We start from the raw sequence: 23,899 nt of genomic DNA on the forward strand, positions 1-23,899 counted from the left end.
CACCCGCAATTCAAACAAGAGCCGGCTATGACTGATTTGTCCACATCCCCAGGTTCTGCAAACGTTGCTGTCGCGACACTCGACGGGCGCTTCTTCCGCCCGCCGTTGCCCGACGGCCATGTGCTGCGTCCACGTTTGTGCGAGCGCCTGAGTGCCGGGCTCGGTGGCAGGTTATTGCTGGTCAGCGCACCGGCAGGGTTCGGCAAGAGTTCGTTGGCGGTGGAGTTTTGTCAGGGGTTGCCGGCGCACTGGCAAAGTCTCTGGCTGGGGTTGAGCCCGCGAGACAGTGACCCGGGACGTTTTCTCGAACGCCTGCTGGAAGGCCTCCAGGACTACTTCCCGCACCTGGGCAGGCAATCGCTCGGGCTGTTGAAAATGCGCCAGCGCCATCAGCCTTTCGCATTCGAAGAATGGCTGGATGGCCTGCTCGACGAATTGGCCGAGCACTTGTCCACTGCGACGCCATTGCTGCTGGTGCTGGATGATTACCATCTGGCCCAGGGGCCGGTACTGGACCGTTGCCTGCAATTTTTCCTCAATCATCTCCCTGATGGCTTGCTGGTGATGGTCACCAGTCGCCAACGTCCCGACTGGCATCTGGCGCGGCTGCGGCTGTCGCGACAACTGCTTGAATTGCATGAACAGGATCTGCGCCTGACCCACGACGAGGCCTTGAGCCTGCTCGACCGGCACAGCAGTTCCTTGCGCGGTGAAGCGCTGGAAAACCTGATCCAGCGCAGCGAAGGTTGGGTCGCGGGGTTGCGTTTCTGGCTGCTGGCCGCCTCGGAGGCGGGTACCGACGGCGCGCTGCCGCAATCCTTGCACGGCGGGGAAGGGCTGATCCGCGATTACCTGCTCGAAGAGGTCATCGATTGCCTGCCCGCCGAGGTCCAGTCGTTCCTCTACGACACGGCGCCCCAGGAGCGTTTTTGCAGCGAACTGTGCGATGCCGTTCGCGACGCCCATGACAGCGGCGAAATCCTGCGCTTCCTGCTCGCCCACCAGGTGTTCCTGGTGCCGCTGGACGAGCACGGCCACTGGTATCGTTACCACCACCTGTTTTCCGATCTGTTGCGCACGCGCCCGACTTCCCAGTCGATGGTGCCGGCCGCCAGCCTGCACCTGCGTGCCTGCCGCTGGTTCAATGCCCAAGGACTGCTCGATGAGGCCGTGGAGCAGGCCTTGCGCGCCGGTCACCTGGACGTCGCGGCGAACCTGGTGCAGAACCTCTCCGAAGAGCAGCTGCTGGCCGAGCAGAATGTCGGTATGTTGCTGCGCTGGAAAATGGACTTGCCTGACAGCTTGCTGATCAGCACGCCGCGGCTGATCGTGCTTTATAGCTGGGCGTTGGGGATGGCTTGCCAACTGGATGCCGCCGAAGAGCTGGCCAGCCATTTGAGCCGTTTCCTGCCTGCTCCGTCGGCCACCGCACAGAAGTCGATGCTCGCTCAATGGCTGGCGTTGAGCGGCATCATTGCCCGTGGACGCGGCAACCGCGAACTGACGCTGCGGTACTGCCGCGAAGCGTTGGAAAGTCTTCCGTCCAAGCGTTACGGCCAGCGCCTGATGTGCCTTTCGACCCTGTCCAACCTCGCCATTGCCGACGGCGATTTGTGGCGGGCACGGGGATTGAACCGCGAATCGCTGGAGTTGGCGCAACGGGTCGGCAACCCCTTGTTCGAAGCACTGGCGCACTACGACCGCGCCCGGGTGTTGCAAGCACGCGGGGAAATCTGTCGGGCGCTGGAAGAGGTCCGTCAGGGAATGCAGCGCCTGCAGAGCTTGCCTGCGCAACGGCTATATGCAGTTCGCGCCCGGCTGACCTTGTACGAGGGCTTTTTGCTGGCCCTGCGCATGCAGCCGCAATTGGCGCGGGTGCGATTGCAGGCCGGTTTGAGCGAGGCGCGCGCCTGCCGTGACATCAGCGTGCTGATCGGCCACTGCGTGATTGCCAGGCTGGAAGGCAGCAGTGGCGAGTTCGCCAAGGCCTTTGCCGAGCTTGCCGAAGCCGAACGGCTCATGCACATCTGGGATGTGCCACCGATCTACTACCTGGCCATGATCACCCTGGTCAAATGTGAACTCTGGCTGGCCCAGGGGCGCACCGATCTGGCCGAAGCCTGGCTGGCGCGCCTGGGACAGACCTATAACGGCGAAAACGCGGCGGCACCACCGGAGTTTCACCCGCAATTGCCGTTGCATATCGAATTGCAGCAAGCCTTGCTCGACGTCATCCAGGGACAACCGATGCTGGCCGAAGGGCGTTTGAATGCACTGCTCGAACATGGCCAGCAAAGCGGTCGGCAGCTGCTCAGCGCCATGGCGCTGACCCAGAAAGTGGCGTTGTTGCTGGGTAGTGGACGGGAACCGGAAGCACGCAAGGCACTGGCCCAGGCGCTGGACGCCGCCGGCGGAGGGGTGCTGCAACCCTTCGAGGGCTTGTTGGCCGAGCACCCGGACTGGCTGCGTGGGCAGCTTCAAAGCTGTCCGCCAACCCCCGTTTCCCTGAGCCTCAGTGAAAAACTGCCGGCATTGGCTGCCCGTCCCGGGCTGGAGTCCTGTGCAGCCGCGGAGCAACTCAGCACCCGGGAAATGGCGGTCCTGCGATTGATCGCCCAGGGCTGTTCGAACCAGGAAATCAGCGATCAGCTGTTTATTTCCCTGCACACGGTCAAGACCCACGCCAGCCATATCAATAGCAAGCTCGGGGTCGAGCGACGTACGCAGGCGGTGGCGCGAGCCAAGGAATTGGGGGTACTGGGTTAAGGATTTTTCACGTTACACATCGCGGCCATTGGCTGGATACTCAATTGTGAGAAAATCGCTCATCCCCCGTTTATCGAGCAGGCCCCGCCGATGTCCCAGCAACCCACCCTCATTCGCGAAACCTTCCCCGTCGGCCCGTTGCAGTGCAACTGCACGATCATCGGCGATCCGGTAACGAAAAAGGCCATCGTCGTCGATCCAGGTGGCAATCATGAGCTGATCCTGGCGCGTCTCGACGCCCTGGGGCTGAAAGTGGTCAGCATCATTCACACCCACGCCCACCTCGATCATTTCCTGGCTTCCGGTCAACTCAAGGAGAAAACCGGCGCGACGCTGCATCTGCACAAGGAAGACCAGTTTCTCTGGGACAACCTGGAAATTCAGTGCCAGATGTTCGGCGTTCCTTATACCCCGGTGCCGTCCCCGGATCGCTGGCTGGCCGATGATGAAGAACTGGCCTGCGGCTGCGGCGTGGCGCTGCACACGCCAGGTCATACGCCGGGCTCCATGAGCTTCTGGTTTTCCGAGGCCAAGCTGCTGATTGCCGGTGATACGCTGTTTCGTCGCGGTGTCGGACGCACGGATTTGTGGGGCGGCGACCAGGCGACCATCGTGCGCTCGATCAAGCAGCGGCTGTACACCCTCGACGAAGACGCAACCGTGGTGACCGGGCATGGTCCGGACACCCGTCTGGGCGATGAAATGCGCGAAAACCCGTTTGTTCGGGGCTGATTTGTAACATTCGGAATTTTTACCCGTTAACATGATCCAACGCCCGCAAAGGCTGATGCCTTGGTCCGTTGCACCACAGAATGCAAAAAAAGTAGGAGCTTTACATGTTCACCATGCGTCGTTTGATGATTGTCGCTACTGCCGTGGCCGTACTGTCCGGCTGTGCCTCGCCCAACCCTTATGACGGTCAGCCGCAGGGTCAGGCGGATGGCAGCTCCCAAGGCATGAGCAAGACCGCGAAATACGGTGGCCTCGGCGCTCTGGCCGGTGCGCTGGCCGGTGCTGCGATCAACCACGATAACCGTGGCAAGGGCGCACTGATCGGTGCTGCGGTGGTCGGTGCTTCCGCCGCCGGTTACGGCTACTACGCCGATCAGCAAGAGAAAAAGCTGCGCGCCAGCATGGCCAACACCGGTGTTGAAGTGCAGCGCCAGGGCGACCAGATCAAGCTGATCATGCCGGGCAACATCACGTTCGCTACCGATTCGGCGAACATTGCCCCAAGCTTCTATCAGCCGCTGAACAACCTGGCGGGCTCGCTCAAAGAGTTCAACCAGAACCAGATCGAGATCGTCGGCTATACCGACAGCACCGGCAGCCGCCAGCACAACATGGACCTGTCCCAGCGTCGCGCCCAGAGCGTGGCAACCTACCTGACCTCGCAAGGTGTCAGCGGTGCCAATCTGAGCGCCCGTGGCGCCGGTCCGGATAGCCCGGTTGCCAGCAACGGCGACGCCAATGGCCGGGCGCAGAACCGCCGTGTAGAGGTCAACCTCAAGGCGATTCCGGGCCAGCAGTATGGTGGTCAGCAGCAAGGTCAGGTTCAGCAGTACCCTTGATCGTCTGATTGAACCCCAGGCGTAGAAAAGCCCGCTCGATCTTCTACGGATCGGGCGGGCTTTTTTTGTCGTCAGTTCCGGCCCCTTCGCGGGCAAGCCCGCTCCTACAGGTCATGTGTTGGATACAGATTTTGCGTACGACATCGACCATTGTGGGAGCGGGCTTGCCCGCGAAGAGGCCAGACCAGGCAGCAGGAATCTGGAACAGACAGAAACAAAAAAGCCCCCGGACCAGTGAAAGTCCGGGGGCTTTTTGTATGGCGCGAAAGCTGATTACTTCTTCAGGCCATAATGCTCATCGAGCATGCCCGGCGAGTTCGGGGCTTTCGGTGCGTAATCGCGAGGCGGCTCCTGATCGCGCGGTGGCGTCAGGCGTTCACGGGGTGCCTGCGCCGCGTCGGCGTGCAGGGAAGCCAGCAGGCGTTGGCGAGTCTGTTCGTCCAGGGCCAGGCGGTTGGCGCCCTCGGCGAGATGATCCTGCACTTCCTGATAGCTCTGAGTCAGTTTCTTGACCAGTGTCGCGGTGCTGTTGAAGTGGGTCACCACCTCGTTCTGATAACTGTCGAAACGTTCCTGAATATCGTCCAGCTGACGCTGCGTGCGGCTGGGCGCGGCGTTCGGTGCAACGCGAGCGATCAGGAACCCAATGGCGACACCCACAACCAGGGCAAGAGTCGGTAACAACCAAACTAAGAGCGAGTGTTCCACGAGTCCTTCCTCTATAAACGGCTTTGCTTTACGTTAACGGCTCGAACCTGCGCTGTATACCGCGATTCACTCGCAATAGACAGCCACAGACAATTTGCTAGACGAGTCGACCTGATCCGAGGTCACGGAGTTCCTTCCTTGCTTATGCGTGAAACCCCTGTAGTGATTGATGGCCCGGTGGGTCAACTGGAAGCACTGTACCTGGACAACGAGCAGGCGCGTGGCCTGGCGCTGATCTGCCATCCGAACCCGGTACAGGGCGGCACCATGCTCAACAAAGTGGTCTCGACCCTGCAGCGCACCGCGCGTGATGCCGGTTTGATTACTTTGCGTTTCAACTACCGCGGGGTGGGTGCCAGTGAGGGTACACATGATATGGGCACCGGCGAAGTCGATGATGCCCAGGCTGTGGCCGAATGGTTTCGCGCCAGGCACCCGCAATTGCCACTGACCCTGTTCGGTTTCTCCTTCGGTGGATTTGTTGCAGCAAGTCTTGGCGGACGTCTGGAAGCGAAGGGCGAACCGCTCAAACATCTATTCATGGTCGCACCGGCGGTCATGCGCCTGAGCGCTCAGGACTCACTGCCACAGCAGGGCGAACTGACCCTGATCCAGCCGGAAACCGACGAAGTGATCGATCCGCAGCTGGTTTACCAATGGTCCGACACGCTTGAACGTCCCCATGAGCTGCTGAAAGTGGCAGAATGCGGACACTTTTTTCATGGCAAGCTGACCGATCTCAAGGATCTGATCCTGCCGCGTCTCTCGAATTGATTGCAGTCTGACAAGCGATTACCCATGACGACTCGTACCCGTATCCTCACCGGCATCACCACCACCGGCACGCCGCACCTGGGCAACTACGCTGGTGCCATCCGCCCGGCGATCCTGGCCAGCCGTGACAGCAATGCCGACTCGTTCTACTTTTTGGCGGACTACCACGCCCTGATCAAGTGCGATGACCCGCTGCGCATCCAACGCTCGCGTCTGGAAATCGCTGCGACCTGGCTGGCCGGTGGCCTGAATGTCGACCGCGTGACCTTCTACCGCCAGTCCGACATCCCGGAAATCCCCGAACTGACCTGGCTGCTGACCTGCGTCGCCGCCAAGGGCCTGCTCAACCGCGCCCACGCCTACAAGGCTTCGGTGGACAAGAACGTCGAGACCGGCGAGGACCCGGATGCAGGCATCACCATGGGCCTTTACAGCTACCCGGTGCTGATGGCCGCGGACATCCTGATGTTCAATGCGCACAAGGTGCCGGTCGGTCGTGACCAGATCCAGCACGTGGAAATGGCGCGGGACATCGGCCAGCGCTTCAACCATCTTTTTGGCCAGGGCAAAGAGTTCTTCACCATGCCCGAGGCGTTGATCGAAGAGAGCGTCGCCACGTTGCCGGGCCTGGATGGCCGCAAGATGTCGAAGAGCTACGACAACACCATTCCGCTGTTCAGCAGTGCCAAAGAGATGAAGGACGCGATTTCGCGGATCGTCACCGACTCCCGCGCACCGGGCGAAGCCAAGGATCCGGACAACTCACACCTGTTTACCCTGTTCCAGGCGTTTGCCACCCCGGCGCAAGCCGACGAGTTCCGCAGCGAACTGTTGCAGGGCCTGGGTTGGGGCGAGGCGAAGAATCGTCTGTTCCAGTTGCTCGACAACGAACTGGGCGAATCCCGCGAGCGTTATAACCAGCTGATCGAGCGCCCGGCGGATCTGGAAGACATCTTGCAACACGGCGCGAAAAAAGCCCGTGCGGTAGCGACACCCTTCCTCTACGAACTGCGTGAAGCGGTGGGCCTGCGCTCCTTCGTTGCCCAGACTCAAGTGGCGGCGACCACCAAGAAGAAAGCCGTGAAGGCTGCACGTTTTGTCAGCTTCCGTGAAGACGACGGCAGTTTCCGCTTCCGTCTGCTGGCGGCAGATGGCGAACAACTGCTGCTGTCGCGCAACTTCGCCGACGGTAAAACCGCCGGGCAGGTGACCAAGCAACTGCAAGCGGGCCAGGCATTGGACGTGCGCAGTGAAGACCTGGGGTTCAGCGTCTGGCTGGAAGGCGAGTGCGTTGCCGACAGCCCGGCATTTGCCGACAGCGTCGCCCGTGACGCTGCCATCGAAGCCTTGCGCATTGCCCTGACGCCGGTTCAGGAATAAACAACGGTTCGGCCCGACCAAGGGCCGATTGCCATTCCTCGGGGTCGTCGCTACAGTGTCGGCCCGTTTTTGTTGCCTTGCTAACGAATTATGACGCCCCTAGAACGATATCAAGCTGATCTGAAACGCCCGGAATTCTTCCATGACGCCGCGCAGGAAACTGCCGTGCGTCATTTGCAGCGCCTGTACGACGACCTGGTCGCGGCCGAGCAAAACAAGCCGGGCCTGCTGGGCAAGTTGTTTGGCAAGAAGGATCAGACCCCGGTCAAGGGCCTGTATTTCTGGGGCGGCGTAGGTCGCGGCAAGACTTACCTGGTGGACACCTTCTTCGAAGCGCTGCCCTTCAAGGAAAAGTCCCGCACCCACTTCCACCGCTTCATGAAGCGCGTGCACGAAGAGATGAAAACCCTGGGCGGCGAGAAAAACCCGCTGACCATCATCGCCAAGCGCTTCGCCACCGAAGCCCGGGTCATCTGCTTCGATGAATTCTTCGTTTCCGACATCACCGACGCCATGATCCTTGGCACCCTGATGGAAGAACTGTTCAAGAACGGCGTAACCCTGGTTGCGACTTCGAACATCGTGCCGGATGGCCTGTACAAAGACGGCCTGCAACGCGCGCGCTTCCTGCCGGCCATTGCGCTGATCAAGCAGAATACCGAGATCGTCAACGTCGACAGCGGCGTCGACTATCGTCTGCGTCACCTCGAACAGGCCGAGCTGTTCCACTACCCACTCGACGAAGCCGCCAACGAAAGCCTGCGCAAGAGCTTCCGTGCACTGACACCGGAATGCACGGCAGCGGTCGAAAATGACGTGCTGATGATCGAAAACCGCGAAATCCGTGCCCTGCGCACCTGCGATGACGTGGCCTGGTTCAACTTCCGCGAACTGTGCGACGGCCCGCGCAGCCAGAACGACTACATCGAACTGGGCAAGATCTTCCACGCCGTGCTGCTCAGCGATGTCGAGCAGATGAGCGTCACCACCGACGACATCGCCCGACGCTTCATCAACATGGTCGACGAGTTCTACGACCGTAATGTGAAGCTGATCATTTCTGCTGAAGTCGAGCTCAAGGATCTCTACACCGGCGGGCGCTTGAATTTCGAATTCCAGCGTACCCTCAGCCGACTGCTGGAAATGCAATCCCACGAATTCCTGTCCAGGGCGCATAAGCCGTAAGACAGTTCGGAAAATGAAAGAGGCCTGCAGACGCAGGCCTTTTTTGTCAGTGCAAATCTTTCTCCCACAGGCTCGTACATTGTTTTGAAGTCAAATGTCTTCGTGGAGATGCCGCGCAAGCTCGTGCTGCCGTTGGCAACCGAGCAACAGCCAAAGCAGAATCCGGGCTTTTCGCGGACATAGAAAGCCCGCCATCGACGCCCCCTTGCGGATCAAGTCCATTTCACCACCACCAAAACCGTAAGATGCACGTGCGGTGGAGCCGGAGCCTGTTCGGGTCGCAATGATCACGGGGATTCGTTCGGCAATATGCTCAATCATTGTCGCCCAGCGCTGCGAGATGTGGCCGGCGCCGAAACCGCCGATCACCAGTCCGTCGTAATCGAGTGCGAGAATATTCTCCAGTAGCAGGGTGTCGGCCGAAAGTGAGGCCTCAAGCAGCGCAACCTTCTGTGTGGTCTGTTGCGGCAAAGGCAACACCGTGCGCGGCCCCGGCGGGCGCAGGTAGCGAACACGGTCTTCCAACAGCAGGCCTGCGGGCCCCACGACCGGAGAGGAAAACGCCTGCAATGCCAGCGAATCGGTTTTGCGTACGCTGCACGCTTGATGAATCTGTCCGTTCATCACGACCTGGACACCGCGCTGCCGGCTGTTCTGCGCCAGGGCAACGCGACATGCATCCAGCAGATTGGCCGGTCCATCGGCACCTGGCTGTGCTGCGGAACGCATGGCACCGGTCAGCACCAAGGGGGTGTCGTAGGGCCACAGGTAATCCAGAAACGCCGCGGCTTCTTCGAGGGTGTCAGTGCCCTGGGTCATCACGACCCCAACGGCGCCCTGTTTGACCTGAAATTCAGCCCAGGACAATACGTTCAGCAAAAACTCGAAATCCAGGGACGCACTGGGCAGCAGGCTGAGGGTCTCGACGGTGACTCCGGCCAGCGTCGTCAGTTCCGGTATGGAAGTCAGCAGGGCTTCGCCGCTGACGGTCGGGATGACGCCTTCACCGGCATTGCTCGCTTGCATGCTTACCGTGCCGCCAAGTGCCGCGATGGACAGTTTGGGCAGGTCCATGGGATACCTCGCTTGTTTGTAATGAAAAGTGGCTGTATCCGCTTTTGAGGCCGCGATACAGCCGAATGGCTGGGACATCAGTCAGCGATCAGAAAGCCGATCAGCGGCACGATCAGCAGTGTGCTGATGGCCATCGACAGTACATTGGCGATGTAGGCGTGCATGTCGGCCGGTAATTTCCTGGCAATCACACAGGCCAGCGGTGGTGCGAGCAATGCCCCCAGCAGTGCACTTGAGACGATAATCTGCCAGCTGCCGCCATAGGCCAGGATCGCCGCGGGCACCACTGAAACCAGCGGGATGTAAGTGGGATACCAGCCGCGCAACATCCATTGTCGACGCCAGATCAGCACGCCGATGGCCGAGGCCAATGCCTGCGCACCGATGATGTGCAACAACAGGCCCGATCCGTACGCGGGGCTTGATGGGTTCAAGCTGTACGCCAGCAATGCCCCCAGTATCAGGCCAAGGCTGGCCAGCTCATTGCCAAAGAACGGTGCTTCGGAAAAGTCCGCCAAAATCCGGCGCAGGCTCCAGATGACGCCATAGTCAGGCGCCTTGGCGGTGGCGATCGAGGCGGGTGGCGTTTCCGATGACCTGGATTTCACCAGGTTCGGCCAATAGCGGCAGAACAGAAACGCCAGGACACTGGCAACCGCCATGCCCAGCACATTGCCGATCACCGCAGGCAAGGCCAGCGGTTGGCACACGTAGTTGACGATCAGCAGGCACATCGGCGTGACGAGTACCGCGCCCATGAGTGCGCCGTTGATCGTGACCTTCCAGCCTCCGCCAAACATCAGCACCATCGCCGCTGGCAACGAGACGAATGCTACGAATGTGGGTTGCCAGGTTGTGGCTGTCACCGTCCAGCCCCACAGCAGATTGCTCAGCAGCAGCCCGAGCAATGAACTGGTGACCAGCCAGGGCCAAAGTCCCGTTCCATAGGAGATGGCAAACCCTTGCCAGGATTTCCCCGTTCGATTCGCCCAGTAAGCCAGATAAGCGCCCGCCAGCAGGCCGATCGAGGCGAACTCGTGCTTGTAGAAAGCCACCTCGCTGATGTCACCTAACACCCAGCGCAACCAGGCGCTTGGTTCGGGTAGCAGCGATACCATGTCGCCGTACCCGGGCCAATGCGCTCCCCAGAAAGTCCGGTTGCTGAAAGAAAGCCACACGATCAGCAGTGTCGCGCCGATCATTAGCAGGACCACGGCTGTATCAATCGGCGATTTGCGCGATGGTTGGTTTTTGTCGGTTGTAACTTCCATGCGATAGGCCTCCTGATCAACGTGGGAGGCAAGGGTGTTGGGTGTAGCCGAGCATCTGATCGTATAGATCGGCTCGGCGATCGCGATGCAGGTCGTTCAGGTTGTTCCAGATGGGCGCACTGCGGGAGCTGGTCAGGTCGACATCGGCAAACAGGATTTCCTGCCTGTCTGCCGAAGCCACGGCACCAATCGGCCAGCCATTGGTTCCGGCAATCAACGAGCAACCCAGGTAGCGCGCACCGCGCTCCTCGCCGATCCGGCTGGCGGCAGCGATAAACACGTTGTTGACGTGAGCCGCGGTCATCGTCAGATAAGACGCCATGCACTTACCGGCATCGTCGAACAGCGGCGGCGGTGTCCAGACCCAGTTGTTCAGGCTGCAAATGATGTCCGCGCCTTGCTGGGCGAGGATCCGTGGCACCTCCGGGAACCAGATGTCCCAGCAGATCAACAGCCCGATGCGGCCGATCGGTGTGTCGAAAACCGGGAAACCCAGGTCGCCGGGGGTGAACCAGAGCTTCTCCATATTCCACAAATGGGCTTTGCGGTACTTGCCGATAAAACCGTCTGGTCCTACCAGAACGCCGGTGTTAAAGAGTCGCATGCCGTCGCGTTCGGCCAGACCGGCCACGAGGTAAACGTTGTGCTCGCGGGCGAAGTCGATCCAGCGCTGCACGCTTGGCCCGTCGGGAACCGCTTCTGCATGGGCGAAGGCATCCTGTCGATTGCTGAAGAAATAGCCGGTATTGGAAAGCTCGGGCAGAACGATGAGATTCGCACCGCCGCTTACCGCTTCAAGCGCCAATTCCAGGCTGCGCCGCAGATTACCTACACATTTCTCGATGCCGACTTGTGGATCGAATTGCACGACTGCTATTCGAACAGGGCTTGTTGGCTCAGTCATTCCGTCGTTCCTCTTTTAATTGTTTTTCAAGGTGTTAAATGGCGTGCTTATAAGAGGGGAATCAGGAATGGGGCGTAAGTCAGCTACTTCCGTTTAGGTCGTAGTCCTTGTCCGAAAATGGATCAGCGTGATGTTTGATGGCAGTGGGTAGCAGGCACGAGAAGTAGAGCCATGTATTGCGAGCATGGCTCTGGAACGGGGATGTGATCAGGTTTTGAGTTGGTAGTGCGGGTAGTCGCTCAAGGAAAACCCGCCATTGAAGGTTGCGGCAGTTTTGTTGCAGATATGAATCACTGCATCGACAGCGCCGCGAAAACATGGCTCCGTCCAACCGGCGTCGACGGAAAATGATTCACCGGACAAATACAAGCCTGAGACATGAGCAAGGTCCCGGTTGTACTTCATCAGGCCGACGGCATCGTAGTAGGTGCCCGGTCGGTAAAGCTTGGCACAGCCCAGAGCATTTTTATCAGTGATCCAGCGCTGAACCACCGCTTGATCAATGCCTATGTAGGGAGAAATTTTCTCCTGGATGTTGGCAGAGTTCATGAGTATGCGATCCAGCTCTTCGGCGCATTTTGATACCAACTCCTTGTCGCTGAATGAGGCGAGCTTGGTTGCGTCATCTTCCCAGGTATAACTCAGCAGGATGCAGTCATAGCTGTAGTTGTCGTTGTAGCGGTAGGTATAGACATCGTGGATAAAACTGTCGGTTACGATGGCTTGCGGGATGTTTTTATTTTTCGAGAGAAATGATTTTTTCAGCGGTGCAAACACTTTGCAGCTGGTTTCCCAGTGTGCGGTTTTGTAGGCGTTAATCGTCTCGAAAGGCAGCATCTCCCGGGTGAAATTTTCGAGCTTGAGTCGAGTTTCAATCAGCCAGGAGGGTAGTGTCATGATGACCGAGTCAAAGTCATCAAATTGCTCCTGGATTTGCTCGGGCTGACTGTGTTTCCAGTTGTAATGGACGCGTATTTTTTGATTGGTCAGCTTTTCCAGTTTTGTGACGGATGAGTCGGTGAGAAGCCCATTGCTTCTTTCGAGGCTATGTTCGTAGATGGACTTTCCGGTTTCGTCGGTTTTCACAAACAGCAGGCATTCGTCCAGCGCGGCGAGGCCGATGTAGCGAGGGCTGTCGAAACTCTGGCCCATTGAGTCAAAAACGGCTTCGCTATTCAGGTAGGGCGAATCCAGTGGATCGCCGTTTGAGTCCACTCGACCATGGATCAGTTGCAATTGGCTGCTGAAACCGAAAATCGCGGTGCGCAGGGGGTAAAGGCAGCAGACGTCGTAAAAAGCTCCCCAGCTACCGTCACCTATACCTATCGCGTAAAAAATAGCGGATTCTTGCGCAGACATTCCCATTCCGCCGAAATCCCCGGGTGAGCGGTCATCCCAAGCTTCCAGTGCTGGCATGCTGACCAGGTCGCGGAACGAGACACTCTCATATTTTTCGACGATGGAAGCCCATATGGCTTCCCATTCCTGGCTCGCATAGAGCTCGGCAACGTGGCGGGTCATACGATCGGCAAAGGCTTTCCACTTGGAATAGACCTTTTGCAATTCATCGCCGGGAGGTGGTGTGACACCGTCTTCGTTTTTCCATATCAACATTTGCGGCGCCGATCCGCCGCCCATGCTGCCCTCCCGGAGATAGATGCCTGTCGAGTTAACCCATTGGCTACCGGGGTTGGCGAAGTCTGAAAACGCCAATTCAAATTGATTGGCGTAGTAAGCCATCAGCGACCGACCTTCTGTCGGTGGCTCATCCGCCCGGTTGAAGAAGGGCATGCGCATGGCGCCCATTTCAAACGGTGTATGGCTTGCTGCCGAGTTTCGGCTACCCGGAACGGTCAGATGCCTGCCGCCGATGCGTCTGGATTGTTCGATGAGAGTGATATGGGTAAAGCCGCAGCGATAGAGTTCTCTGGCGGCAGTCAGACCTGTGACGCCGGCGCCGATGATGCAGATTTTATGTTGCGGGTCAGTTGCCCTGGCGATGCCGTTTTCCTGTTCTACCAGTGCACGATAGTCAAAACACAAATCCGGCGGATTGGGGAAGCGAGCCGCCCATTTGTTTTTAGCCGAGCGCTTTGTTCGGGCGGCCTCCTTGGCGATGTATGAAGGGTAGTTGTAGCTTGATCCGATAGTCATGGTTGATCTTCCCTGATGGTGTTTGCAGGGAAGATGTTGAGTCTTTTAAGGGGCTGCGTCTGCGAGCAGGGTTGGTTGCTCTGGCGCTCTGTATTCCGCTTTTTGCGTAGGAAAATGCATAGCGAAAGAGCTGTTTGGCTGGCGCAAGACTCAATGTGGAAGCGAGCAGGCTCGCTCCCATATTCGGTTGGTGTTCGGCTATGCAGCCTGCTGAAACTGCTGCCGATACTGGTTCGGCGACAACTCCGTGTGCTGGCGGAACAGCCGCGCAAAGAAGCTCGCATCGTCATAACCAACCTCGTAGCTGATGGTCTTGATGCTCTTGCGGCTGCCGGACAGCAAGCCCTTGGCGGTTTCGATGCGCAGGCGTTGCAGGTAGTGCAGTGGCTTGTCGCCGGTGGCGGTCTGGAAGCGGCGCATGAAGTTGCGGATGCTCATGCCGTGTTCGCGGGCGACGTCCTCGAAACGGAACTTGTCGGCGAAGTGTTCTTCGAGCCAGTGCTGGATCTGCAGGATGATCACGTCCTGGTGCAGTTTCTGCCCGCCGAATCCAATCCGTCCCGGTGAATAGCTGCGCTGCACTTCATAGAGGATGTCTCGGGCCACGGCCTGGGACACGTTGGCGCCGCAGAAGCGCTCGATCAGGTAGATGTACAGGTCGCATGCCGAGGTGGTGCCGCCGGCGCAGTACAGGTTGTCGGCGTCGGTCAGGTGTTTGTCCTGATTGAGCTGGACCTTGGGGAAGCGTTCGGCGAAGGCATTGAAGAAGCGCCAGTAGGTGGTCGCTTCCTTGCCATTGAGCAGCCCGGCTTCGGCCAGCCAGAAAACACCAGTGGCCTCGCCGCACAGTACGGCGCCGCGCGCATGTTGCTGGCGCAGCCAGGGCAGGATTTGCGGGTAACGTTTGCTGAGGTTGTCGAAATCGTCCCAGAACGCGGGAAGAACGATGATGTCGGCGTTTTCCAGTCCGCCATCCACCGGAATCATCACATCGCTGAAAGTGTTGACCGGTTTGCCATCGGGGCTGACCAGGCGGGTTTCGAACGCCGGTGTCAGGCCCTGGCCCAGCTGTTTGCCGTAGCGCAGGCTGGCGAGGTGGAAGAAATCCTTGGCTTGCATGAGGGTGGAAGCGAAAACCCGGTCGATGGCCAGGATGCTGACGCGCCGCAGGGGCGTGGAGGCTTGGTTAGACATAATTCAACTTTATTTTTATAGGGGGAAGTGGTCACCAGACGGCTGGATCGTCTTATTTTTTGTCGGATGTGTCCAGTGTCCTGTATCGGAAGCGAGGCATAGTCTCTGAAGGTCAACTCCTTCTAAAAACAAAGATAAGGTGCCGCATGATCCCCAGAACCCTGTTCAGTCCCGAGCACGAGCTTTTCCGCGACAGCGTGCGGACGTTCCTCGAAAAAGAGGCGGTGCCGTTCCATGGGCAATGGGAAAAACAAGGCTATATCGACCGCAAGCTGTGGAACAAGGCAGGGGAGGCGGGGATGCTTTGCTCGCACTTGCCGGAAGAGTACGGCGGCCTGGGGGCGGACTTTCTCTACAGTGCGGTGGTGATCGAAGAAGTGGGGCGACTTGGCCTGACCGGCATCGGTTTTTCCTTGCACTCGGACATCGTGGCGCCCTACATCCTGCATTACGGCAGTGAGACGCTGAAGCACAAATACCTGCCGAAACTGGTGTCCGGCGAGATGGTTACCGCGATCGCCATGACAGAACCGGGCGCCGGTTCCGATCTGCAAGGGGTGAAAACCACGGCCGTGCTCGATGGCGATGAGTACGTGATCAATGGCTCCAAGACCTTTATCACCAACGGCTACCTGGCCGATCTGGTGATCGTCGTCGCCAAGACCGATCCGAAGGCTGGCGCGAAGGGCACGAGTCTGTTTCTGGTGGAGGCCAATACGCCGGGCTTCGACAAGGGCAAGCGCCTGGAGAAGGTCGGAATGAAAGCCCAGGACACCTCGGAGCTGTTCTTCCAGGATGTGCGGGTGCCCAAGGAAAACCTGCTGGGCCAGGCCGGTATGGGCTTTGCCTACCTGATGCAGGAGTTGCCCCAGGAGCGCCTCACGGTGGCCATTGGCGGGCTGGCTTCAGCCGAAGCGGCGCTGCAATGGACGCTGGACTACACCCGTGAGCGCAAGGCATTCGGTAAGTCGATCGCCGACTTCCAGAATACCCGGTTCAAACTGGCGGAGATGGCCACGGAAATCCAGATCGGCCGCGTCTTCGTCGACCGCTGCCTGGAGCTGCACCTGCAAGGCAAGCTCGACGTGCCGACGGCGGCGATGGCCAAGTACTGGGGTACCGACCTGCAGTGCAAGGTGCTCGACGAGTGTGTGCAGTTGCACGGTGGCTACGGGTTCATGTGGGAGTACCCGATCGCGCGGGCATGGGCGGATGCACGGGTGCAGCGGATCTATGCCGGGACGAACGAGATCATGAAGGAGATTATTGCGCGGTCGCTTTGATTTGCGCTGACCGGGCGGACGCCATCGCGGGCAAGCCCGCTCCCACAGGTATCACCGAACCTGTGGGAGCGGGCTTGCCCGCGATTGGTTTTAAAGATCGATCAAGGCGCAGGATTCGGATGATCCTTGTGAATCGTCTCGATCCCTTCCAGCACTTCCTCCGACAGCTTCAAGTCGAAACTGGCGATGTTGCTCTCCAGTTGCTCCATCGTCGTCGCGCCAATGATGTTGCTGGTCACGAATGGCTGCTGCGTCACGAACGCCAGGGCCATTTGCGCCGGGTCAAGGCCGTGCTCGCGAGCCAGGGCCACGTAACGGCTGCATGCTGCTTCCGACTGTGGGTTGAAATAGCGGCTGAAGCGACTGTAGAGGCTCAGGCGACCTTTTGGCGGGCGGGCGCCGCCTTCGTACTTGCCTGACAGGAAGCCGAACGCCAGCGGCGAATAGGCGAGCAGGCCGCATTGCTCGCGGATGGCGATTTCCGCCAGGCCGACTTCGAAGCTGCGGTTGAGCAGGTTGTACGGGTTCTGGATCGACACGGCGCGCGGCCAGCCACGGGCTTCGGCCAGGGCCAGGAAGCGCATGGTGCCCCATGGCGTCTCGTTGGACAGGCCGATGTGGCGGATCTTGCCGGCGCGGACCTGTTCGTCCAGTGCTTCGAGGGTGTCCTCCAGAGGCGTCAGGTTGGCTTCGATCTTGTGCTTGTAGCCCAGTTGCCCGAAGAAGTTGGTGCTGCGTTCCGGCCAGTGCAGTTGGTACAGGTCGATGTAGTCGGTCTGCAGGCGCTGGAGGCTGGCATCCACCGCTTCGGTGATGTGCTGGCGGTTGTGGCGCAGGTTTTTGTCGCGGATGTAGTCGATGGTGTTGCCGGGGCCGGCGATCTTGCTGGCCAGGATCCAGTCGGCGCGATCGCCGCGGCTTTTGAAATAATTGCCGATGTAGCGTTCGGTGGTTGCGTAGGTTTCGGCCTTGGGTGGCACCGGGTACATCTCGGCGGTGTCGATGAAGTTGATCCCGGCGCTCTTGGCCCGCTCAATCTGGGCGAAGGCGTCTGCCTCGCTGTTTTGCTCGCCCCAGGTCATGGTTCCGAGGCAGAGGGCACTCACGTTCAGATTGGTTCGGCCTAGCTGGCGATAGTCCATCGGGTGCTCCTTGGGCAAAACAATCATAAAAGCAGGTTGAATTATTTTTCGCAATCTGCATAATTGCGCACCTCTTTCTGCAGTGGAAGTGATGCGCCGCCGCCGAAGAATCTTGCCGTTGAACGGACGCGCCGACCCGAGCCCCCGAAAGCGTCTGTATCCGGCTGCCTTTGACTTGTCAAAGTACGCACTATTCAGTAAGATCCGCCGTCTAATTTACAGGGCGGCCCCTGAGGCTATAAAGAATGAAAACTTTTACTGCTAAACCGGAAACAGTAAAGCGCGACTGGTTTGTCGTCGACGCTGCTGGTCAGACCCTGGGTCGTCTGGCCACCGAAATCGCGAGCCGTCTGCGTGGCAAGCACAAGCCTGAGTACACTCCTCACGTTGACACCGGCGACTACATCGTCGTAATCAATGCTGAGCAGATTCGTGTTACCGGTGCTAAAACCACTGACAAGATGTACTACTCCCACTCCGGTTTCCCGGGCGGCATCAAGTCGATCAACTTTGAAAAGCTGATCGCCAAGGCCCCTGAGCGCGTGATCGAGACCGCGGTTAAAGGCATGCTGCCTAAGAACCCACTGGGTCGCGACATGTACCGTAAGCTGAAAGTCTATGCGGGCGCTGCACACCCACATACTGCTCAGCAGCCCCAAGAACTGAAGTTTTAACGGAATAGTACATTATGTCGGCGACTCAAAATTACGGCACTGGCCGTCGCAAGACCGCAACCGCACGCGTTTTCCTGCGTCCGGGTACTGGTAACATCTCCATCAACAACCGTTCGCTGGATAACTTCTTCGGCCGCGAAACTGCCCGCATGGTAGTTCGTCAGCCGCTGGAGCTGACTGAGACTGTCGAGAAGTTCGACATCTACGTCACCGTGATCGGCGGTGGTGTGAGTGGTCAGGCTGGCGCAATCCGCCACGGCATCACTCGTGCTCTGATGGACTACGACGAGACTCTGCGCAGCGCCCTGCGTAAAGCCGGCTTCGTAACCCGCGATGCTCGTGAAGTTGAACGTAAGAAAGTCGGTCTGCGTAAAGCGCGTAAGCGTCCGCAGTACTCGAAGCGTTAATTCGCTTTCACGTTCAAAAAAGAACGCCCAGTTTCCTCACGGAGCTGGGCGTTTTTTTATGTCTGCGATTTATCAAAGAATTGCGCTGTGACAACTTGCCACATCCGCAGACACCCTATACTACAAGGCTTGGGGGTGATGGGTTCCGGTAATTACCTTGTCAGAATTGGGGCTTTTCATTACCATTCGGCAAAATTTTTATAAGTACATAGTTTTACTTAGTAGATGCCTGATTTAACAGGCCACAAAGCTGATGGGAGAGGACTGAATGAGCAATGACGGCGTGAATGCAGGCCGGCGTCGCTTCTTGGTAGCAGCCACATCCGTGGTGGGTGCTGCAGGAGCGGTGGGGGCTGCGGTCCCGTTCGTGGGGTCATGGTTTCCCAGTGCCAAGGCGAAAGCCGCAGGTGCACCGGTGAAAGTGAATGTCAGCAAAATCGAGCCAGGCCAGCAGATGATTGCTGAGTGGCGCGGCCAGCCGGTGTTCATCGTCCGCCGTACACAGGAAATCCTGGGGAATCTTAAGAAGATCGAGGGCCAGCTCGCTGACCCGGCCTCCAAGAACTCGACACAACCGACTTACGTTGATCCGGAAACCCGTTCGATCAAGCCTGAGGTCCTGCTGCTGATCGGTATCTGCACGCACCTGGGTTGCTCGCCGACCTTCCGTCCCGAAGTGGCACCTGCGGATCTGGGTAAGGACTGGGTAGGCGGCTATTTCTGCCCTTGCCACGGTTCCCACTACGATCTGGCTGGTCGCGTCTACAAGTCGCAGCCTGCGCCTTTGAACCTGCCAGTTCCCCCGCATTCCTATGAGACCGATGAAATTATTATCATTGGCGTCGATACGGAGAAAGCGTGATGAGCAAGTTCATGGATTGGGTTGATGCGCGCTTTCCCGCCACCAAGATGTGGGAAGACCATCTCAGCAAGTATTACGCTCCGAAGAACTTCAACTTCTTCTACTTCTTTGGCTCCCTGGCGCTGCTCGTTCTGGTCAACCAGATCGTTACCGGTGTCTGGCTGACCATGAGCTACACCCCGTCGGCGGAAGAGGCATTCGCCTCCGTCGAATACATCATGCGCGACGTCGAGTACGGCTCGATCCTGCGTCTACTGCACTCCACCGGCGCTTCGGCGTTCTTCATCGTGGTCTATCTGCACATGTTCCGTGGCCTGCTCTACGGTTCGTACCAGAAGCCGCGTGAACTGGTGTGGGTCTTCGGCATGCTGATCTACCTGGCGCTGATGGCCGAAGCCTTCATGGGCTACCTGCTGCCGTGGGGCCAGATGTCCTACTGGGGTGCACAGGTGATCATCTCGCTGTTCGGTGCGATCCCGGTCATCGGCAACGACCTGACCCAGTGGATTCGTGGTGACTACCTGATTTCCGGTATTACCCTGAACCGCTTCTTCGCCTTGCACGTGGTTGCCCTGCCGATCGTTATCCTGGGTCTGGTGGTGCTGCACATCCTGGCGTTGCACGAAGTCGGTTCGAACAACCCGGACGGCGTGGACATCAAGAAGCACAAGGACGAAAACGGCATACCGCTGGACGGCATTGCCTTCCACCCGTACTACACCGTGAAAGATATCGTCGGCGTAGTGGTGTTCCTGTTCATCTTCTGCTCGATCGTGTTCTTCTTCCCGGAAATGGGCGGCTACTTCCTCGAAAAGCCGAACTTTGAAGTGGCGAACGCCTTCAAGACCCCAGAACACATTGCTCCGGTCTGGTACTTCACTCCGTTCTACGCCATCTTGCGTGCGGTTCCGGACAAGCTCCTGGGTGTTATCGCCATGGGCGCGGCCATCGCCGTGCTGTTCGTCCTGCCGTGGCTCGACCGCAGCCCGGTCAAGTCGATGCGCTACAAAGGCTGGCTGAGCAAGATCTGGCTCTGGGTGTTCTGCATTTCGTTCGTGATCCTGGGCGTGTTGGGTGTTCTGGCTCCGACTCCAGGCCGTACGCTGTTGTCGCAGGTGTGTACCTTCCTGTACTTCGCCTACTTCATTCTGATGCCGTTCTACACCAGGCTCGAGAAGACCAAACCGGTTCCGGAAAGGGTGACTGGCTGATGAAAAAACTATTTGCTGTATTGATGCTTGCTGCACTGCCAGTGTTTGCTTTCGCAGCTGAACACGGTGGCCCCGAGCTGGAAAAAGTCGACATCGACGTTTCCGATAAAGCGGCCATGCAGGACGGCGCGCGTACCTTCGCCAACTACTGCATGGGTTGCCACAGTGCCAAGTTCCAGCGCTATGAGCGTGTTGCCGACGACCTGGGCATTCCCCATGAGTTGATGCTCGAGAAGCTGGTGTTCACTGGCGCCAAGATCGGCGATCACATGAGCATCGGCATGCAGCCAGCGGATGCCAAGGCCTGGTTTGGCGCAGCGCCGCCGGACCTGACCCTGGTTGCCCGTGTTCGCGGCACCGACTGGCTCTACGGTTACCTGAAGTCGTTCTACGAAGATCCTTCGCGCCCATGGGGTGTGAACAACAAGGTCTTCCCGAACGTGGGCATGCCTAACGTCCTGGTCGGCCTGCAGGGTCGCCAGGTGGTGGGTTGCAAACAGGTTCAGATCGTCGAAGACGGCAAGAAGCAATATGACCCTCTGACCGGTACGGCGCTGACTCATGAAGCGTGCGATCAGTTGACCATCGTGCCGAAAAGCGGTGCCCTGACTGCAGAGCAGTTCGATGAGAAGGTCAAGAATCTGGTAACCTTCCTGGCTTACTCGGCTAACCCGGTTAAGCTGCAACATCAGCGCATCGGTACATACGTATTGTTGTACCTGGCGTTCTTCTTCGTCTTCGCTTACCTGCTCAAGCGCGAATACTGGAAAGACGTGCACTGATAAAGCTTCAAGCTATTGCTGTTAATCGCGCGCGCCCAAGGGCGCCTCTGAAGATGTAGCGAAACTGGTGATCCAGTCGTTACGGGAGGCGCCCTCTGGGCGCGCTCGTTTTTCCGCTTTCGATAATTTCTACAAGCGAGGAGGATCGCCATGGGCGTGACCAATCGGTTGGCCTGTTACTCCGACCCCGCCGACCACTATTCCCACCGAGTGCGCATCGTACTGGCAGAGAAGGGTGTCAGCGCCGAGATCATTTACGTGGAGGCTGGTCGCCAGCCACCTAAACTGATTGAGGTGAACCCTTACGGCAGCTTGCCCACGCTGGTCGATCGCGACCTGGCGTTGTGGGAGTCGACTGTGGTGATGGAATATCTGGATGAGCGTTACCCGCACCCGCCGCTACTGCCGGTTTATCCCGTGGCGCGTGCCAACAGTCGCCTGCTGATGCACCGCATTCAGCGAGACTGGTGTGGTCTGGTGGATCTGATTCTGGATTCGCGGACCAAGGAAGCGGCTCGTGCCGTGGCTCGAAAAGAGTTGCGCGAAAGCCTGACGGGTGTGTCGCCACTGTTTGCCGACAAACCGTTTTTCCTCAGTGAGGAACAAAGTCTGGTGGATTGCTGCCTATTGCCAATACTCTGGCGATTGCCGATTCTGGGTATAGAACTGCCGCGGCCGGCGAAGCCGCTGCTTGATTATATGGAGCGCCAGTTTGCGCGTGAGGCTTTCCAGGCGAGTCTGTCTGGTGTCGAACGCGACATGCGCTAAGGCTTAAGGAGCCGTTATGAACTCCAGTCGACCTTATCTGGTCCGCGCGCTCTATGAGTGGATTGTGGACAACGATTGCACCCCGCACATGCTGGTCAATTCCGAGTACCCGTCGGTGCAGGTGCCTCAGGGGTTTGCCAGTGACGGACAGATCGTCCTGAACGTATCGCCACAAGCCGTGCGTCACTTGCACATGGATAACGAGGCGGTCAGTTTCGAGGGGCGCTTTGGTGGCGTACCGCACACCTTGTACGTGCCAATTGCTTCGATCCTGGGTATCTACGCCCGGGAGAATGGTCAGGGCATGGTGTTCGATCTGGAATCGCCCATGGGCGAGGACGACGAGATCGAGCCGGATGACGATCTTCCACCACCCGACAGTGAGCCACCGCGTCCAAGCGGTCGCCCAAGTCTGAAAGTGGTGAAGTAATAAAAAAGGCGATCCGCAAGGATCGCCTTTTTTATTACGTTGTAGGAGCGAGTCTGCTCGCGATGGGCGTGAACGATGACGCGTGCAATCTGAATGAACGCATTCGCCAAACGTTTTTCGCGAGCAAGCTCGCTCCTACAGGGTCAGTCGATGTACTCGAACAATTTCACGATCTTCTGCACACCGGAAACCCCTTGCACCAGGTTGGTCGCCTGCGCGGCTTCCTGCTTGGTCAGCAGGCCCAGCAAGTAGACGATGCCGTTTTCAGTGACTACCTTGATGCGCGAGCCAGGGATGTTCGCATCGGCGAGCATCTGGGTCTTGATCTTGGTGGTCAGCCAGGTGTCGTTCTGGCGTGCCAGCAACGAGGAGGGTGGCAGGACTTGCAGTTCATTGTGCACCTTTTTCACGCGCTGGACAGCGGCGGCAGCCTGTTCGGCCTTGGCCTTGAGGTCTGCGCGTGGCGTTTGCCCGGCGAGCAGTACGACACCGTTGAAGCTGGTGACGACGATATGCGAATCCTTATCCAGGGCTGGGTCGGCCTTGGCAACGTTCACGCCAACCTTGGTGTCGATCAGGGAATCGTCGATCTTGCTGCCCAGTGTGCGAGTGCCGCGGTCATCTTCAATCGGTGCTTCACGGCTGGCAGTCACCACCGAGGTGCAGCCGCTGATGCTGAGGCACAGGGTCAAGGCCAGTAGGCCAAGGCGATTAGGGGTCATTCTTCACTCCCGAACAATTGGCTGTCGATCAAGTCGCAAAGGCAATGGATCGCCAGCAGGTGGACTTCTTGAATACGAGCGGTGACATTGGCCGGTACGCGAATCTCGACGTCCTCGGGCAACAGTAGCGACGCCATGCCGCCGCCATCACGTCCCGTCAATGCTACGACAATCATTTCGCGATCATGTGCGGCCTGAATCGCTTGAATTATGTTGGCCGAGTTGCCGCTGGTGGAGATAGCCAGCAACACATCGCCCGGTTGGCCGAGTGCACGGATCTGCTTGGAGAAGATTTCGTTGTAGCTGTAGTCGTTGGCAATCGAGGTGATCGTCGAGCTGTCGGTCGTAAGGGCGATGGCCGGCAGGCTTGGGCGTTCGCGCTCAAAGCGATTGAGCAGCTCGGAGGAGAAGTGCTGGGCATCGCCGGCAGAGCCGCCATTGCCGCAGGAAAGCATTTTGCCTTCGTTGAGCAGGGCGTTGACCATGACCTGGCTGGCTTGCTCGATGTGCGGTGCAAGTACTTCCATCGCCTGTTGCTTGGTGTCGATACTGGCCTGAAAAAGCTGGCGAATTCGGGATTGCATGTCCATCTGTGTGACCTTAAGTAGCGCGGCTGTTCGGCACGTGAATGTGCAGC

The 23,899-nt window shown here is 58.6% G+C and carries 23 protein-coding genes; 14 read left to right on the forward strand and 9 right to left on the reverse strand.

Features of this window, described 5'->3' with window-relative positions; translation table 11 throughout:
- The first annotated feature begins 27 nt into the window (after positions 1–27).
- From ABIE16_RS00415 to ABIE16_RS00425, 3 genes are all read left to right on the forward strand, one after another.
- Positions 28–2,766 carry a LuxR C-terminal-related transcriptional regulator gene (locus tag ABIE16_RS00415; RefSeq protein WP_429520377.1) on the forward strand — a complete coding sequence of 913 codons (2,739 nt, stop codon included), beginning with the start codon at positions 28–30 and terminating at the stop codon, positions 2,764–2,766.
- 90 nt (positions 2,767–2,856) lie between these two features.
- Positions 2,857–3,498 carry an MBL fold metallo-hydrolase gene (locus tag ABIE16_RS00420; RefSeq protein WP_429520378.1) on the forward strand — a complete coding sequence of 214 codons (642 nt, stop codon included), beginning with the start codon at positions 2,857–2,859 and terminating at the stop codon, positions 3,496–3,498.
- 104 nt (positions 3,499–3,602) lie between these two features.
- Positions 3,603–4,337, forward strand: coding sequence for an OmpA family protein (locus ABIE16_RS00425; protein ID WP_057713347.1), 735 nt, complete (start codon positions 3,603–3,605; stop codon positions 4,335–4,337).
- 273 nt (positions 4,338–4,610) lie between these two features.
- On the opposite strand, the gene ABIE16_RS00430 is transcribed toward ABIE16_RS00425, so the two are convergent.
- A complete protein-coding gene (locus ABIE16_RS00430; protein WP_008045970.1) occupies positions 4,611–5,045 on the reverse strand; it encodes a YhcB family protein in 435 nt (144 codons plus the stop codon).
- Between the two features lie 144 nt (positions 5,046–5,189).
- On the opposite strand from ABIE16_RS00430, the gene ABIE16_RS00435 reads away from it, so the two are divergent.
- From ABIE16_RS00435 to zapE, 3 genes are all read left to right on the forward strand, one after another.
- On the forward strand, positions 5,190–5,819 hold the full coding sequence (locus tag ABIE16_RS00435; protein ID WP_057713348.1) for an alpha/beta hydrolase: 630 nt from the start codon (positions 5,190–5,192) through the stop codon (positions 5,817–5,819).
- 24 nt (positions 5,820–5,843) lie between these two features.
- On the forward strand, positions 5,844–7,199 hold the full coding sequence (locus ABIE16_RS00440) for a tryptophan--tRNA ligase (RefSeq protein WP_340312917.1): 1,356 nt from the start codon (positions 5,844–5,846) through the stop codon (positions 7,197–7,199).
- A gap of 90 nt (positions 7,200–7,289) precedes the next feature.
- The gene (gene zapE / locus ABIE16_RS00445; RefSeq protein ID WP_007998226.1) at positions 7,290–8,384 is read left to right on the forward strand and encodes a cell division protein ZapE; all 1,095 of its coding nucleotides are present in this window, start codon (positions 7,290–7,292) and stop codon (positions 8,382–8,384) included.
- 90 nt (positions 8,385–8,474) lie between these two features.
- On the opposite strand, the gene ABIE16_RS00450 is transcribed toward zapE, so the two are convergent.
- From ABIE16_RS00450 to ABIE16_RS00470, 5 genes are all read right to left on the reverse strand, one after another.
- Positions 8,475–9,458: an asparaginase gene (locus tag ABIE16_RS00450; RefSeq protein ID WP_349736476.1), complete on the reverse strand. Its 984-nt coding sequence runs from the start codon at positions 9,456–9,458 to the stop codon at positions 8,475–8,477.
- 77 nt (positions 9,459–9,535) lie between these two features.
- Entirely contained in the window at positions 9,536–10,729 is a 1,194-nt protein-coding gene (locus tag ABIE16_RS00455; RefSeq protein ID WP_340312919.1) for a hypothetical protein, read from the reverse strand.
- Positions 10,730–10,745: 16 nt separating this feature from the next.
- Positions 10,746–11,633: a nitrilase family protein gene (locus ABIE16_RS00460; RefSeq protein WP_349736475.1), complete on the reverse strand. Its 888-nt coding sequence runs from the start codon at positions 11,631–11,633 to the stop codon at positions 10,746–10,748.
- Positions 11,634–11,840: 207 nt separating this feature from the next.
- On the reverse strand, positions 11,841–13,787 hold the full coding sequence (locus ABIE16_RS00465) for a flavin monoamine oxidase family protein (protein WP_429520379.1): 1,947 nt from the start codon (positions 13,785–13,787) through the stop codon (positions 11,841–11,843).
- Between the two features lie 198 nt (positions 13,788–13,985).
- Positions 13,986–14,906 (reverse strand): GlxA family transcriptional regulator, encoded by a 921-nt coding sequence (locus ABIE16_RS00470; RefSeq protein WP_174245557.1) that lies wholly within the window; start codon positions 14,904–14,906, stop codon positions 13,986–13,988.
- 221 nt (positions 14,907–15,127) lie between these two features.
- On the opposite strand from ABIE16_RS00470, the gene ABIE16_RS00475 reads away from it, so the two are divergent.
- Positions 15,128–16,264, forward strand: a complete 1,137-nt coding sequence (locus ABIE16_RS00475; RefSeq protein WP_090457620.1) for an acyl-CoA dehydrogenase family protein — start codon at positions 15,128–15,130, stop codon at positions 16,262–16,264.
- A 101-nt stretch (positions 16,265–16,365) separates the two neighbouring features.
- Here ABIE16_RS00475 and ABIE16_RS00480 read toward each other — a convergent pair whose 3' ends face one another.
- Positions 16,366–17,406, reverse strand: coding sequence for an NADP(H)-dependent aldo-keto reductase (locus tag ABIE16_RS00480; RefSeq protein ID WP_154860501.1), 1,041 nt, complete (start codon positions 17,404–17,406; stop codon positions 16,366–16,368).
- A gap of 245 nt (positions 17,407–17,651) precedes the next feature.
- Between ABIE16_RS00480 and rplM the strand changes: the two genes are divergently transcribed.
- From rplM to ABIE16_RS00515, 7 genes are all read left to right on the forward strand, one after another.
- Complete coding sequence (gene rplM / locus ABIE16_RS00485) at positions 17,652–18,080, forward strand: 50S ribosomal protein L13 (RefSeq protein ID WP_007917032.1); 429 nt, start codon at positions 17,652–17,654, stop codon at positions 18,078–18,080.
- Positions 18,081–18,094: 14 nt separating this feature from the next.
- Positions 18,095–18,487, forward strand: coding sequence for a 30S ribosomal protein S9 (gene rpsI, locus ABIE16_RS00490; protein WP_003228056.1), 393 nt, complete (start codon positions 18,095–18,097; stop codon positions 18,485–18,487).
- A 268-nt stretch (positions 18,488–18,755) separates the two neighbouring features.
- Positions 18,756–19,349, forward strand: coding sequence for a ubiquinol-cytochrome c reductase iron-sulfur subunit (petA, locus tag ABIE16_RS00495; protein WP_057713353.1), 594 nt, complete (start codon positions 18,756–18,758; stop codon positions 19,347–19,349).
- Positions 19,349–20,560 carry a cytochrome b gene (locus tag ABIE16_RS00500; RefSeq protein ID WP_034149536.1) on the forward strand — a complete coding sequence of 404 codons (1,212 nt, stop codon included), beginning with the start codon at positions 19,349–19,351 and terminating at the stop codon, positions 20,558–20,560. The genes petA and ABIE16_RS00500 overlap by 1 nt, the downstream gene beginning before the upstream one ends.
- On the forward strand, positions 20,560–21,342 hold the full coding sequence (locus ABIE16_RS00505; protein WP_057713354.1) for a cytochrome c1: 783 nt from the start codon (positions 20,560–20,562) through the stop codon (positions 21,340–21,342). The genes ABIE16_RS00500 and ABIE16_RS00505 overlap by 1 nt, the downstream gene beginning before the upstream one ends.
- Before the next feature lie 150 nt (positions 21,343–21,492).
- A complete protein-coding gene (locus ABIE16_RS00510; protein ID WP_007989864.1) occupies positions 21,493–22,110 on the forward strand; it encodes a glutathione S-transferase N-terminal domain-containing protein in 618 nt (205 codons plus the stop codon).
- A 16-nt stretch (positions 22,111–22,126) separates the two neighbouring features.
- Positions 22,127–22,540, forward strand: coding sequence for a ClpXP protease specificity-enhancing factor (locus ABIE16_RS00515; RefSeq protein WP_007998247.1), 414 nt, complete (start codon positions 22,127–22,129; stop codon positions 22,538–22,540).
- Positions 22,541–22,683: 143 nt separating this feature from the next.
- Here the strand turns inward: ABIE16_RS00515 and ABIE16_RS00520 are convergent, their stop codons facing one another.
- Positions 22,684–23,262, reverse strand: coding sequence for a BON domain-containing protein (locus ABIE16_RS00520; protein WP_057713355.1), 579 nt, complete (start codon positions 23,260–23,262; stop codon positions 22,684–22,686).
- Positions 23,259–23,852 (reverse strand): phosphoheptose isomerase, encoded by a 594-nt coding sequence (locus ABIE16_RS00525; RefSeq protein ID WP_007972584.1) that lies wholly within the window; start codon positions 23,850–23,852, stop codon positions 23,259–23,261. The genes ABIE16_RS00520 and ABIE16_RS00525 overlap by 4 nt, the downstream gene beginning before the upstream one ends.
- Positions 23,853–23,899 lie beyond the last annotated feature (47 nt).

Origin of the sequence: Pseudomonas sp. 2725 (assembly GCF_050434585.1) — a bacterium.
Lineage (GTDB): Bacteria > Pseudomonadota > Gammaproteobacteria > Pseudomonadales > Pseudomonadaceae > Aquipseudomonas > Aquipseudomonas jessenii.

What these genes read in the sequence shown, in the direction of transcription:
- ABIE16_RS00415 (WP_429520377.1), top strand. Translation starts at nt 28, where the DNA reads ATGACTGATTTGTCCACATCCCCAGGTTCTGCAAACGTTGCTGTCGCG.
- ABIE16_RS00420 (WP_429520378.1), top strand. Translation starts at nt 2,857, where the DNA reads ATGTCCCAGCAACCCACCCTCATTCGCGAAACCTTCCCCGTCGGCCCG.
- ABIE16_RS00425 (WP_057713347.1), top strand. Translation starts at nt 3,603, where the DNA reads ATGTTCACCATGCGTCGTTTGATGATTGTCGCTACTGCCGTGGCCGTA.
- ABIE16_RS00435 (WP_057713348.1), top strand. Translation starts at nt 5,190, where the DNA reads ATGCGTGAAACCCCTGTAGTGATTGATGGCCCGGTGGGTCAACTGGAA.
- ABIE16_RS00440 (WP_340312917.1), top strand. Translation starts at nt 5,844, where the DNA reads ATGACGACTCGTACCCGTATCCTCACCGGCATCACCACCACCGGCACG.
- zapE (WP_007998226.1), top strand. Translation starts at nt 7,290, where the DNA reads ATGACGCCCCTAGAACGATATCAAGCTGATCTGAAACGCCCGGAATTC.
- ABIE16_RS00450 (WP_349736476.1), bottom strand. Translation starts at nt 9,458, where the DNA reads ATGGACCTGCCCAAACTGTCCATCGCGGCACTTGGCGGCACGGTAAGC.
- ABIE16_RS00455 (WP_340312919.1), bottom strand. Translation starts at nt 10,729, where the DNA reads ATGGAAGTTACAACCGACAAAAACCAACCATCGCGCAAATCGCCGATT.
- ABIE16_RS00460 (WP_349736475.1), bottom strand. Translation starts at nt 11,633, where the DNA reads ATGACTGAGCCAACAAGCCCTGTTCGAATAGCAGTCGTGCAATTCGAT.
- ABIE16_RS00465 (WP_429520379.1), bottom strand. Translation starts at nt 13,787, where the DNA reads ATGACTATCGGATCAAGCTACAACTACCCTTCATACATCGCCAAGGAG.
- ABIE16_RS00470 (WP_174245557.1), bottom strand. Translation starts at nt 14,906, where the DNA reads ATGCAAGCCAAGGATTTCTTCCACCTCGCCAGCCTGCGCTACGGCAAA.
- ABIE16_RS00475 (WP_090457620.1), top strand. Translation starts at nt 15,128, where the DNA reads ATGATCCCCAGAACCCTGTTCAGTCCCGAGCACGAGCTTTTCCGCGAC.
- ABIE16_RS00480 (WP_154860501.1), bottom strand. Translation starts at nt 17,406, where the DNA reads ATGGACTATCGCCAGCTAGGCCGAACCAATCTGAACGTGAGTGCCCTC.
- rplM (WP_007917032.1), top strand. Translation starts at nt 17,652, where the DNA reads ATGAAAACTTTTACTGCTAAACCGGAAACAGTAAAGCGCGACTGGTTT.
- rpsI (WP_003228056.1), top strand. Translation starts at nt 18,095, where the DNA reads ATGTCGGCGACTCAAAATTACGGCACTGGCCGTCGCAAGACCGCAACC.
- petA (WP_057713353.1), top strand. Translation starts at nt 18,756, where the DNA reads ATGAGCAATGACGGCGTGAATGCAGGCCGGCGTCGCTTCTTGGTAGCA.
- ABIE16_RS00500 (WP_034149536.1), top strand. Translation starts at nt 19,349, where the DNA reads ATGAGCAAGTTCATGGATTGGGTTGATGCGCGCTTTCCCGCCACCAAG.
- ABIE16_RS00505 (WP_057713354.1), top strand. Translation starts at nt 20,560, where the DNA reads ATGAAAAAACTATTTGCTGTATTGATGCTTGCTGCACTGCCAGTGTTT.
- ABIE16_RS00510 (WP_007989864.1), top strand. Translation starts at nt 21,493, where the DNA reads ATGGGCGTGACCAATCGGTTGGCCTGTTACTCCGACCCCGCCGACCAC.
- ABIE16_RS00515 (WP_007998247.1), top strand. Translation starts at nt 22,127, where the DNA reads ATGAACTCCAGTCGACCTTATCTGGTCCGCGCGCTCTATGAGTGGATT.
- ABIE16_RS00520 (WP_057713355.1), bottom strand. Translation starts at nt 23,262, where the DNA reads ATGACCCCTAATCGCCTTGGCCTACTGGCCTTGACCCTGTGCCTCAGC.
- ABIE16_RS00525 (WP_007972584.1), bottom strand. Translation starts at nt 23,852, where the DNA reads ATGGACATGCAATCCCGAATTCGCCAGCTTTTTCAGGCCAGTATCGAC.